The sequence below is a fragment of the Thiopseudomonas denitrificans genome, from assembly GCF_002866065.1.
GTDB classification, from domain to species: Bacteria; Pseudomonadota; Gammaproteobacteria; order Pseudomonadales; family Pseudomonadaceae; genus Thiopseudomonas; species Thiopseudomonas denitrificans.
Genome location: NZ_LNJZ01000005.1, coordinates 121681 through 134410, shown reverse-complemented (window position 1 = coordinate 134410; position 12730 = coordinate 121681). Strand labels below are relative to the sequence as shown.

The 12730-nt window shown below is 62.3% G+C and carries 9 protein-coding genes; all 9 read right to left on the bottom strand.

Annotation, left to right across the window (positions count from 1 at the left end):
- Positions 1-27: 27 nt before the first annotated feature.
- Positions 28-1152, bottom strand: a complete 1125-nt coding sequence (locus AR306_RS03955; RefSeq protein WP_101496259.1) for an ABC transporter permease — start codon at positions 1150-1152, stop codon at positions 28-30.
- Position 1153: 1 nt separating this feature from the next.
- A complete protein-coding gene (rbbA, locus tag AR306_RS03950) occupies positions 1154-3892 on the bottom strand; it encodes a ribosome-associated ATPase/putative transporter RbbA (RefSeq protein WP_101496258.1) in 2739 nt (912 codons plus the stop codon).
- A gap of 3 nt (positions 3893-3895) precedes the next feature.
- Positions 3896-4981 (bottom strand): HlyD family secretion protein, encoded by a 1086-nt coding sequence (locus AR306_RS03945; protein ID WP_101496257.1) that lies wholly within the window; start codon positions 4979-4981, stop codon positions 3896-3898.
- A 3-nt stretch (positions 4982-4984) separates the two neighbouring features.
- The gene (locus tag AR306_RS03940) at positions 4985-6427 is read right to left on the bottom strand and encodes an efflux transporter outer membrane subunit (RefSeq protein ID WP_101496256.1); all 1443 of its coding nucleotides are present in this window, start codon (positions 6425-6427) and stop codon (positions 4985-4987) included.
- Between the two features lie 102 nt (positions 6428-6529).
- On the bottom strand, positions 6530-8770 hold the full coding sequence (gene relA, locus AR306_RS03935) for a GTP diphosphokinase (protein WP_101496255.1): 2241 nt from the start codon (positions 8768-8770) through the stop codon (positions 6530-6532).
- Between the two features lie 9 nt (positions 8771-8779).
- Positions 8780-10135, bottom strand: coding sequence for a 23S rRNA (uracil(1939)-C(5))-methyltransferase RlmD (rlmD, locus tag AR306_RS03930; RefSeq protein WP_101496254.1), 1356 nt, complete (start codon positions 10133-10135; stop codon positions 8780-8782).
- Positions 10132-11022, bottom strand: coding sequence for a cysteine synthase CysM (cysM, locus tag AR306_RS03925; RefSeq protein WP_101496253.1), 891 nt, complete (start codon positions 11020-11022; stop codon positions 10132-10134). The genes rlmD and cysM overlap by 4 nt, the downstream gene beginning before the upstream one ends.
- A gap of 109 nt (positions 11023-11131) precedes the next feature.
- Positions 11132-11821 carry a uracil-DNA glycosylase gene (gene ung, locus AR306_RS03920; protein WP_101496252.1) on the bottom strand — a complete coding sequence of 230 codons (690 nt, stop codon included), beginning with the start codon at positions 11819-11821 and terminating at the stop codon, positions 11132-11134.
- A 6-nt stretch (positions 11822-11827) separates the two neighbouring features.
- Complete coding sequence (locus AR306_RS03915) at positions 11828-12613, bottom strand: TatD family hydrolase (protein WP_101496251.1); 786 nt, start codon at positions 12611-12613, stop codon at positions 11828-11830.
- Between the last annotated feature and the right edge of the window lie 117 nt (positions 12614-12730).

The window sequence follows — 12730 nt, the reverse complement described above, 5'->3', positions numbered from 1 at the left end:
GCAGATTTACAGGGCCGCACGCATCGCTCAGGCCATTTGCGCGATGGTTTTGCGAAAGCGTCGCAGCGACAGCACAAAGAGCACGCTGCCAATCACGAACAGTGCCAGAAACGGCTTCCACACCGTCTCCAGCCCGGCACCACGAAACAGGATCGCCTGCCCCAATTCGACAAAGTGGGTGGTTGGTGCCAGCTGCATCAGGTCCTGGACGAACTGCGGCATGCTCTCTCTGGGCGTGCGCCCGCCCGACAGCAGGTTCATGGGAATCATGGTCAGCATGAACAGCAGGCCGAACTGCGGCATGCTGCGCGCCACCGTCGCCATGTAGATGCCCATGGAGGTCATGGCAAACAGGCACAATACCACGCCACACAGAAACAGCGGCACCGAGCCCTCGATCGGCACCTGCAACATACCGCGTATCACCACGTTAAGCGAAACATAGGTGGCGATCAGCACCACCAGCCCCATCGACCAGATCTTCGAGATCATGATCTCGCCCGGCGTTACCGGCATCACCAGCAGGTGCTCGATGGTGCCGTGCTCGCGCTCGCGGATCAGTGCCGCACCGGTGAGGATGATCGACAGCATGGCCACCGAAGTGATGATTTCTGCCACGCCGCCAAACCAGGATTTTTCCAGGGTCGGGTTGAAGCGTGAGCGCATTTCCAGCTCGACCGGCAGCTGTGTGCTGGCCCGATAACGCTGCACAAACTCGTTGACCTCGCCCATCACCACCTGCTGGATATAGCCGTTGCCGGTGAAGGCCTGGCTCATGCGGGTGGCGTCGATGTTGAGCTGGACCTCGGGGTTACGCCCGGCCAGCACGTCACGCTGGAAGCTGGAGGGTATGTGCAGGGTGAAGGTGTAGTCGCCACGGTCCATGCCGGCATCCATTTCCACCTGGTTGATCAGCTGCGGACGGACGAATTCCGGTGGATAGAAGGCGCTGGCAATGCGCCCGGACAAGGCAGAACGGTCATCATCAACAATGGCGATGGTGGCGTTGTGCATGGTTTCCGGCAAGGCGGTGGCGGCACTGTAAATCGACAGGGTGAACACGTAGACGATCAGGATCAGCATCACCGGGTCACGCACCAGACTCCACAACTCCTTTCGGCCCAGGCGCAGGATGTTTTTCAGTTTTCTCATCTCAGGACTCCTGCTTGCGCAACAGCACGATGGCCGCGCCCAGTATCACCGGTACCGCCAGCAACAAGGGCCAAAAAGCGCCGTACAGGTCGGGCAGATGCAGGGCCTTGCTGAAGATGCCGCGACTGATGATGAACATGTGGGTGGCCGGATAAATCTCGCCGGACAGACGGGTCAGACCCTCGGTGGACGATACCGGGTTGAGCAAACCGGATATTTGCGCCGCCGGCAGCATGGTACCGATCATGGCGAAGAACATGGCAGCAATCTGGCTGCTGGTGATGGTTGAAGCCAGCAGGCCCATACCGGTGGAAATGAAGCAGAACAGCAAAATGGCCAGGCTCAGGGTCATGAAGCTGCCCTTGACCGGCACGCCAAACACCGTCACCGCCAGCAGGCTCATGCAGAAGAAGTTGAGCATGGCCAGCCCCACATAGGGCAGCTGCTTGCCGAGCAGGAATTCCAGTCGGGTGACTGGCGTTACATAAAGGTTGATGATCGAACCCAGCTCCTTCTCACGCACCACCGCCAGTGCTGTCAACATGGCCGGCAGCATCAGCAGCAGCATGGGGATCACCGCCGGCACCATCGCCTGCAAGCTTTTTACATCGGGGTTGTAGCGGTAGCGGTCCTGGATGCTGGCGTTGGGCTTCACGCCGCTACCCAGGCGCTCCTGCGCCTGCTGCATCAGCCAGCTCTGGTGCAGGCCACGCACATAGCCATGGATGGTTTCGGCACGCTGCGGCATGGAGCCATCCACCCAGGCACCAATGGCCACTTCCTGCCCGCGCAACAGGTCGCGGGCAAAGCCCGGCGGGATCTCGATGGCCAGGGCAATCTCGCCCCGGCGCATGCGCAGATCCAGCTCTTCATAGCTGCTTAGCGGCGGTTGCTCGATGAAATAGCGCGAACCGGAAATGTTCAGCGCATAGTTCTGGCTCAAGGTGGTCTGGTCACGGTCCAGCACCGCATAGCGCAAGTCTTCGACATCCAGGGTGATACCGAAGCCGATCACGAACATCAGCAGGATCGATCCGGCCAGTGCCAGCGTGGCACGCACCGGGTCGCGGCGCAGCTCCAGGGTTTCGCGCCAGGTGTAGCTGAACAGGCGCTGCAAGCTGAAACGCACCGGGATCGACAGTTCTTCTGCCGGTTGTGCTGCAGCCTCTGTCGGGACTGCGGTAACCTCCCGCTCCTCGCTGCCGGACTCGTCGGCACCGGCCTCCAGCAGGTAGCCGATAAAGGCTTCCTCCAGATTGTCCGCACCACGCTTTTCCACCAGCCGCTGCGGTGCATCGCTGTCCAGCACCTTGCCGGCATGCATCATCGACATGCGGTCGCAGCGCTCGGCTTCGTTCATGAAGTGGGTGGAAATGAAAATGGTGACCTTGTCACGGCGTGACAGCTCGACCAGCAGACGCCAGAAGTTGTCGCGTGCCACCGGATCGACGCCGGAAGTCGGTTCGTCCAGGATCAGCAGTTCAGGCTTGTGTACCATGGCCACCGCCAGCGACAGACGCTGGCGCATGCCCAGAGGAATCGCCCCCGGCAAGCGGTCAAGAATATCTTGCAGCCCGAAGCGCTCGACCATCTCCGCCACACGGCCGGGAACCTCGGTATCGGGCACATGGAACAGCTGCGCATGCAGTACCAGGTTCTGCCGGACGGTGAGTTCGCTGTACAGGGAGAACGCCTGCGACATGTAGCCGACCCGGCGTCTGGTGTCGATATCATGCGGATCCACCTCGTGCCCGAACAGCCAGGCACGGCCTTCGGAGGCCGGCAACAGGCCGGTGAGCATCTTCATGGTGGTGGACTTGCCGCAACCGTTGGAACCGAGAAAGCCGAAGATCTCGCCCCGGCGGATGCGGAACGAGACATTGCTCACCGCGGTGAAATCACCAAAGCGGATGGTCAGGCCGTCCGCCTCGATGGCGATATCCTCCTCGTCTACTTCCAGTGGCGGGATGACAACCGGCTCGTGGCCCTGTTTCTTGTCTTCCGGCAGCAGACGGATGAAGGCTTCTTCCAGGTTATGGCTGCCGGTACGTTCCAGCAGCTCTGCCGGTTTGCCGGTGGCCAGAATTGCGCCGTCATCCATGGCTACCAGCCAGTCAAAGCGCTGGGCCTCGTCCATGTAGGCAGTGGCCACCACCACACTCATGTGCGGACGTTCCTGGCGAATGCGGTCGATCAGGTCCCAGAACTGCTTGCGCGCCAGCGGGTCAACGCCGGTGGTGGGTTCGTCGAGCAGCAGGAAATCCGGATCGTGAATCAGCGCACAGCACAATCCCAGTTTCTGCTTCATGCCGCCGGACAGCTTGCCGGCCGGCCGGTCGAGAAACGGGTGCATGCCGGTGCTGCGGGTCAAGTCATCGATACGGCGGCGACGTTCGGCGGCATCATGGCCAAACAGGCGGGCAAAGAACTGCAGGTTCTCTTCCACCGACAGGGTTGGATAGAGGTTCTTGCCCAGCCCCTGCGGCATATAGGCAATGCGTGGACAGATCAGGTCACGGTGACGCTTGAGTGACATGTCGCCGCCCAGCACCTCGATGCGGCCGGACTGGATCACCCTCGCTCCCGCCAATAGTGACAGCAGGCTGGATTTGCCCACCCCATCCGGCCCGATCAGGCCGACCATGCAGCCGGCGGGAATCTCCAGGCTGAGCCGGTTCAGCGCCCGGGTCTTGCCATAGTGCAGGCTGACATCTTCAACACGGGCGACAGGCTGTGTCATGCCCTACTCCGTCAAACGCGAAGACAGCGAAGCCGGCCACTGCGCCTGGTCATCCAGCTTGAGCCAGGCCTCACCGGGCAGGCCGGTCTTGACCTGGTGCAGGTGCTGCTTGAGCAGCTCGGGCGCGATCTGCGCCTTGACGCGGAACATCAGTTTTTGCCGCTCGGAGGCCGTTTCCACGGTTTTCGGCGTGAACTGGGCAGTGCTGGCGACAAAAGACACCCTGGCCGGAATCGCCAGCTCCGGCGCTACATCCAGCAGCAGACGCACCTCGCTGCCAATGGCCACCTTGCCGGCAATCTCGCTGGGCAGGAAGAACGTCATGTACACATCGGACAGATCGACAATGTTCAGCACCCGGCCACCTGCACCCAGCACTTCGCCGGGCTGGGCGACACGGAACTGCACGCGGCCATCACGCGGGCTTTTCAGTTCGCTGTCGCGGATATCCGCCTCGATCCGGGCAATGGCAGCCCTGGCCGCCTGCACAGAGGATTCGGCACCCACATGCTGCGCTTTGGCAGCACTGATGGCCGCCTGCGCTGCCTTGACCTGTGCCCGGGTTGCAGTCAGTGCGGCCTGGGCTCCCCGCACCCGGGCACGGTCATCATCCAGTTCCTGCATGGAGGCTGCGCCTTCTTTGGACAGGGTGCTGGAGCGGGCCAGCCGGCGCTCGGCCGCATCCAGCTCGGCCTCGCGCTGGGCCACCTGCGCCTGTGCGGCAGCGGCGTCACTTTCACGCAGGGCCACCTGGGCCTCGGCAGCGGCAACACTGGTTTCGGCCTGATGCAGGGCCGCCGTGGCCTCGTCACGCTGGGCCTGCAGGGTATCCAGCTGCATCACTGCCAGCTGCTGGCCGGTCTGCACGAAGTCACCCTCATCGACCAGTATGTCCTCAATTCGCCCCGGCAGCTTGGTGGCGATATTGACCTCGGTCGCCTCGATACGACCATTGCCACTGACAAAGCCGTTGCCCGGACCGGCCTCGACATATTGCTGCCAGCCCCAGCGGGCCACCAGCAACACAATGGCCACCACAATACCGATGCGGATCAGGGTGTTAACAGAGAAAAATTTCTTGTTGCTCATGCTTTACTCGCTGCTTGTAGGAGTGTTCGGGGCGGCGGACTGTTGATAGCCTCCACCCAGAGCGCTATACAGGGACACCCGGCTGGACTGGACGGCACGTGCGGTGCTGATCAGCTGCTGCTCTGCATCCAGCAGATCACGCTGGGCATCCAGTACTTCCAGATAGGCAGCCGAACCGTTGTCATAACGCAGCTGCGCCAGCCGCGCCCGCTCGGCCTGTGCATCGCGGGCCACCTGCTGGACTGCAAGCTGCTCGCTCAGCCAGTGGCTGCTGGCCAGTGCATCGGCCACTTCACGAAAGGCGTTCTGGATCGATTGCTCGTAATCTGCCACCGCCAGCTCGCGACGCACCTGCGACAGCTCGAGATTGGCCCGGCGCCGGCCACCATCAAAAATGGGCAGGGAGATGGTCGGCATGAAGGCCCAGGCCTTGCTGCCGGACTCGAACAGGTTGTCCAGCTCGGCGCTGGCGCTGCCAAAACTGCCGGTCAGGGCAATGCGCGGCAGAAACGCGGCGCGGGCCGCGCCAATATTGGCATTGGCGGCACGCAAGCGGTGTTCGGCGGCAATGATGTCAGGGCGATTGGTGAGCAGATCCGACGGCAGGCCGGGCTGCACATCAGCCAGCATCGTTGCCCGTGTTTGCGCCTGTGGCAGCAGCTCCATGGCGGCATCACCGGCCAGCAGGCGCAGCGCATTGCGTTGCGTGGCCTGTTGCAGTTCGAGCCGGGCCAGCAACACCTGCGCCTGGTTCAACAGGGTCTGCACCTGGGTGACCTCAAGCCTGGCCGTGGCACCCACCTCGTAACGACGCTGGAAAATCTGGTAGGAGCGTTCCCGGCTGGCAACAGTTTCACGGGTCACCGCCACCCGCTGCTCCAGTTCGCGCAGGGTCAGGTAGGCGTTGGCCACCTCGGTCACCAGCGCGGTCTGCACCGCCTGGCCGGCGGCTTCGCTTGCCAGCCAGCTTTCCAGTGCCGACTGTTCAAGACTGCGCACCCGGCCCCACAGGTCCAGCTCCCAGCTGGTCAGGCCGACTTCGGCGCGGTATTCACTGCCCACCACGGAGCGCCCGGACGGGCTGAGGTCGGCCGGAATGCGCGAGCGGGCACCCTGCCCGCCAAGATTGATATCCGGCAAGCGCTCGCTGCGCTGGATGCCGTAAGAGGCACGGGCCTCTTCCACCCGCAGCAACGCCATGCGCAGGTCACGGTTGTGGTCGAGCGCGGCGGCAAGCAACTGCTGCAACACCGGATCGGTGAAATAGTCGTGCCAGTGCAAGTTTTGCACCACACCGGCAGGCTCCGCACCTGTCACGGGCAGTGCATAGGCTTCCGGCATCGGAGCTTGCGGCCGGGCGTACTCAGGCGCCATCGAGGCACAACCGGTTAGCAACAGGACAGCTGTTGCATATGCCCATAATCCGGCACCGGACACAGTTTTCATTCGGGAGACATCCTGTTCTAGCCTGTCAATAAGACCATTTGGCCGTTCCGATAATCATAGGCCGGCCCCTATCGCTCTGCAACCACCCGGCACAATCCTGCGCTAATTGCGCTGGCGCCGCGCCTCGATCACATTGGGCAGCTGGTCCAGCCGGTTCAGCAGGCGGCTCAGCACGTCCAGGGTCGATACCTCGATGGTCAGCTGGATCAGCGCGCTGTTATCTTCCTTGCTGGTGCTGGTCTGCAGCGCCACCACGTTGACCTTTTCATTAAACAGCACCTGGGTGATGTCGCTGAGCAGGCCGGAGCGGTCATAGGCGCGGATCAGCACATTGACCGGATAGGTCTGTACCGGCTCACTGCCCCAGCTGACCTGGATGATGCGCTCCGGCTCGCGCTCGGCCAGCTGCAGTACCGTCGGGCAATCCTGGCGGTGAATGGTGACACCGCGCCCCATGGTGATGTAGCCGGTGATCGGCTCGCCCGGTACCGGCTGACAACACTTGGCGATCTGGGTCAGCAGGTTGCCGACACCCTCGATGCGTACTTCGTCACGTGGCGTTTCGGCATGTACGGTCGGTTTGCGCGGCACCAGATCGAGCTGCTGCGTACGGCCACCCTTATCCAGCAACTGTTGTGCGGCCCCGGTTGCCTGGGCCAGCCGGATGTCGCCGCCGCCAATTGCCGCGAACAGGTCCTCCGGAGCCCTCAGGTTGAGCCGCTCGGTCAGCTTGTTGAAGTCCACCGGCATCAGTGCCAGGCGGTTCAGCTCGCGTTCCAGCATCTGCTGACCGGCCTCGACATTCTGTTCGCGGTCCTGCAGCTTGAACCAGTGCACCACTTTGGCCCGCGCCCGCGCGGTATTGACATAGCCCAGATGGGGGTTGAGCCAGTCACGGCTGGGCGCACCGTTCTTGCTGGTGATGATTTCCACCTGGTCACCGGTTTTCAGGTGATAGGTCAGTGGAACGATGCGCCCGTCAATCTTGGCGCCCCGGCAGTTATGGCCAACTTCGGTATGCACCCGGTAGGCAAAATCCAGTGGTGTCGAACCCTTGGGCAGGTCGATCGCATGCCCGTCCGGCGTGAACACGTAAACCCGGTCCGGCTCGAAGTCGGTACGCAGCTCTTCGGCCAGGCCACCGATATCCCCCAGCTCTTCGTGCCATTCCAGCACCTGGCGCAACCAGGCGATTTTTTCTTCGTAGTGGTCGGAGCGGCTGTCAACGTCCGTACCCTTGTAGCGCCAGTGGGCGCACACGCCCAGCTCGGCTTCCTCGTGCATGGCATGGGTGCGGATCTGCACTTCCAGCACTTTGCCTTCCGGTCCGATCACGGCGGTATGCAGCGAGCGGTAGCCGTTTTCCTTGGGGTTGGCGATGTAGTCGTCAAATTCGCGGGCAATGTTGTTCCACAGGCTGTGCACGATGCCCAGCGCGGTATAGCAGTCACGCACTTCCGGCACCAGGATGCGCACTGCGCGAACGTCGTAGATCTCGCTGAAACGCAGGTTTTTCTTCTGCATCTTGCGCCAGATCGAATAGATATGCTTGACCCGACCGCTGATCTCGGCCTCGACACCGGCCGCGCGGATCTCGCTATTGAGCTGCTGCACCACATCATCGATAAAGCGCTGCCGGTCAATGCGCTTTTCATGCAGCAAGTCGGCGATGTGCATGTACTGCTCGGGCTCGAGATAGCGAAACGACAGGTCTTCCAGCTCCCACTTGATGTGGCCGATACCCAGCCGGTGGGCCAGCGGTGCGTAGATGTCGAATACCTCGCGGGCGACGCGGTAACGCTTGTCATGCGGAGCGTTCTTTACCGCACGGATGGCACAGGTACGCTCGGCCAGCTTGATCAGCGCCACACGCACGTCATCGACCATCGCCACCAGCATCTTGCGCAAGTTTTCCACCTGTGCCTGGGCATTCAGCACCACGGAATCGCGCGGGTTGAGACTGGCACTGATGGCAGCCATGCGCAACACGCCATCCACCAGCTTGGCCACCGTTGCACCAAACTCCTGCTCGATTTCGGCCAGGCTGGCCTTGTTTTCACGCACGGTCCGATACAGGATCGCTGCCTGCAGGGTTTCTTCATCCAGCTTCAGGTCAACCAGGATCTGCGCCGTTTCCAGGCCGATTTGCAGGCTCGAACTGCCATCAGGCCAGAGGTTCTGGGCGGCATGAGCCTTGAGTTCGGCTTCACGGGCAAACTCACAGGCGTGCAGCAGCTGGCCGGCGTTCACGCTGTCATCCACCTCCTGCAAATGCGCAACCCAGCGCTCCAGGTCAATACTGCCATCGGCATTGAGGGGGTGCTGGGTTCTCACCTGGACCATGAGTTTTCCTTACTGTGCGGTTTTGACAAACAGGGCCATAGCTTCAACGTGGCCGGTATGGCTGAACATGTCGAGTGTACAGGCACGTGCCAGACGATAGCCCTGCTCTGTCAGCAGCGCCGCGTCACGCGCAAGTGTGGCCGGATTGCAGGATACATACAATACGTGCCGCGCACCAAAGCGACCCAGGCTGCCTGCCACTTCCAGCGCGCCGTCGCGGGGCGGATCAAGGACAATCAGGTCATACTCCCACTTTGCCCAACCCGCTCCGGTCAGGGGCTGTGACAGGTCGCGGGCAAAAAAGTGCAGATTGTCGAATCCTTGCCTGTGTGCGGTGCTCTGGGCCCGCTCCACCATGGCCGGCACACCTTCCACAGCCGTCACATGAGCGGCCTTCTGCGCCAACGGCAGGCTGAAATTGCCCAGCCCGCAAAACAGGTCCAGCACCCGGTCGCCCGGCTGCATATCCAGCCACTCCAGCGCCCGGTTGACCATCAGCTGGTTGAGGGCCGGATTGACCTGGACAAAGTCGCCGGGCCGACAGTCGATTTCAAGCCCCTGGTCAAGCAGCCGGTAAGCCAGCTGGTTGTCGGGGCTGTCAGGCAGAGGCTGCTCATCCGGCTGCCACCACAGCTGCAGCTGCTGCTGACGGGCAAATTCACGCCAGGCCTGTTGCTCGGCAGCATGCAGGCCGGATGTCAGGCGTACCAGCAAGGCGATGGCCGTGCCCGAAAACAGCTCCAGATGGCCGATGGCCTGTGGGTGTTGCAGGGTGCGGACAAAGGCTGCCAGCTCCGGCAGGACCGCCTGCAGTTCGGGCACCAGCACCGGGCACTGCTCGACGGCAACAATCTGGCGTGACGCCAGGGCACGATACCCCAGCTGCACGCGACCATCTTTTTCAACCCTGACCGATATCCGGGTGCGACGCCGGTAGCCACGATCATCTACCGTCAGTCCCGGCTCCCAGCCGGCTACCGCTACTCCGGCCCGCTGCAGCTGGTCGGCCAGATAGTCCTGTTTGAACGCCCGCTGGCGGGCCAGCGGCATGTGCTGCAATGTGCAACCGCCGCAAGTTCCGGCCAGCGCACAAAAAGGCTCCACCCGCTCCGGGGCCGGCCGTTCGATGCGCTCGGCAATCGCGTCCACCACCTTGCTGCGGGCGGCCAGCACCCGCGCCCGCACCTGCTCGCCCGGCAGCGCACCACTGACAAACCAGCTGCGCCCGTCAACAAAGGCAATGCCGCGTCCGTCACTGGCCAGACGTTCAACCGTCAGCAGCTGTTTCTGGCCGACCACCGGCCCACTCTCCTGCCGGCCACCGGCGGGCTGAAACCTCAGGCCGGTACGGGGTTTGCGGCTCACGCAGAAGCCTCGTCAAATACGCCACTGGACAGGTAGCGGTCGCCACGGTCGCAAATGATCGCCACCAGCGTCGCGTTCTGCACTTCCCGCGCCACACGCAGCATGGCGGCCACTGCGCCGCCTGACGAGACCCCGCAGAAGATGCCCTCTTCACGGGCCAGACGGCGCATGCAGTCCTCGGCTTCCTGCTGGCCCATGTCGACAACACGGTCGACACGGCTGGCCTCGAAGATTTCCGGCAGATAGGCCTCGGGCCAGCGGCGGATGCCGGGAATGGCAGCACCTTCTTCCGGCTGCAAGCCAACAATCTGCACGCCGGGATTCTGCTCCTTGAGGAAACGGGAGACCCCCATGATGGTACCCGTAGTGCCCATGGCGCTGATGAAGTGGGTGATTTCTCCCCCGGTTTGCTGCCAGATTTCCGGACCTGTACTGCAGTAGTGGGCATTGGGGTTGTCCGGGTTGGCAAACTGGTTCAATACCCGTCCCCGGCCTTTGGCTTCCATTGCCAGTGCCAGGTCTCGGGCCGACTCCATTGTTTCGGTCAGCAGCAGTTCGGCTCCGTAAGCCGTCATGGCGGCCTTGCGTTCGGCAGTGGAGCTGTCGGGCATGATCAGGATCATCCGGTAGCCCTTGATGGCAGCGGCCATGGCCAGTGCGATGCCGGTGTTGCCGGAGGTGGCTTCGATCAGGGTGTCACCCGGCCGGATATGGCCGGCAAGCTCGGCCTGCTCGATCATGGCAAAGGCTGGCCGGTCCTTGACCGAGCCGGCAGGGTTGTTGCCTTCCAGCTTGACCAGCAGGGTGTTGCCGGTTTCACGGCCCAGTCGTTGCAGGCGGATAAGCGGGGTGCTGCCGATACAATCGGCAAGGGTCGGATACTGCATGAATCTTTTGCGCCCTATCGAAAAAATGTGATCATGATACCGGTGTGCCTGTCAGCACGCCATTAACTGGCGCGACCTGTTTGGCATAAGCTTAGTGTGGAGCCAAACCTTACAGGGCAGGCAGCTGCCAATTGATGGGCTCGCGGCCGACTTGCTGCAAAAACTGGTTACAGCGGCTGAAATGACCGCAACCAAGGAAGCCCCGGTAAGCCGACAACGGTGACGGATGCGCCGAGGTGAGAATCAGGTGCTTCTTCGGGTCGAGCAGGACGGTCTTGCTGCGGGCATGGGCACCCCAGAGCATGAACACCACGTACTCACACTCGGCATTGATCACCTCGATGATGCGGTCGGTAAAACGGTGCCAGCCCGACTTGGCATGCGAGCCGGCCTGTCCGGCCTCTACCGTCAGCGCGGTATTGAGCAGCAGGACACCCTGGCGCGCCCAGGATTCAAGGCAGCCATGGTCCGGAACGGAAATGTTCAGGTCGCGCTGCAGCTCCTTGAAAATGTTCTGCAGCGATGGCGGCGCCGGCACGCCCGCAGGCACCGAAAAGCTCAGCCCGTGAGCCTGGCCGGGACCGTGATAAGGGTCCTGCCCGAGAATCACTACACGCACAGCGGGTAACGGCGTCAGGTTGAGGGCATTGAAAATCAGCCCGCCGGCCGGATATACCTGCTTGCCGGCAGTTTTTTCTGTCCGCAGGAAAGCCGACAGCTGCTGCATGTAAGGCTGTTCGAATTCGCTGGCCAGCGCCTGCATCCAGCTGTCGTCGAGCTGCACGTTCCGATTGCTCATGACCTGTCAGCCCGCAACCCGTGCCAGGGGAAACAGGCGCTTGAAGTTGTCGGTGGTTTGGGCGGCCAGCTGCTCGTAGTCCTCACCGCGCCACTGGGCCAGAAAGGCGGCCACATCGGCAACATGTCCGGGAAAATTCTTTTTACCACGATGCGGCACCGGCGCCAGATACGGCGAATCGGTTTCAACCAGCAGACGGTCGGCCGGCACCTTACGGGCTACCTCGCGCAGCATGTCGGCATTGCGGAAGGTGACAATGCCGGAAAAGGAAATGTAGTAGCCCAGGTCCAGACAGGCCCTGGCCATGTCCCAGTCTTCGGTGAAGCAGTGCATGACACCGGCCTGCGGCAAATCCGCTTCGCGCAGCAGGGCAACGGTATCGGCCCTGGCATCACGGGTATGCACGATCACCGGTTTGCCCGTGGTGCGTGCCGCGTCCAGATGCAGACGGAACGAATCCTGCTGCATCGCGGCCGTTTCCGTCTGGTAGTAATAATCCAGCCCGGTCTCGCCGATGGCCACCACTCCCGGGTGCTGCAATTCATCGAGCAGCCAGTCGAGGGTCGGCTCGCCGCCGCGTACCAGATCCAGCGGGTGCACTCCGACCGAACAGTCCACATCGGCATAGCGCTCGGTAAACGCACGCACCGTGGCAGCGTTCTCGATGCTGATGCCGATGCACAGAAAATGGCCGACCCCGCGCGCCCGCGCAGCATCCAGCACCGCATCCAGGCTGCCCTGAAAGCTGGTCAGGTCAAGACGATCAAGGTGACAGTGTGAATCTACAAGCATGGGTATCCGTTATTTCAGAAGGTGTTGAATCACGTTGGCGGGTCTGGCCGGTGGAACATGCGCAGGCCCGGGAGTGCAAGGATCGCACATGTTCACAAAGCCCACACAATGTGCTCA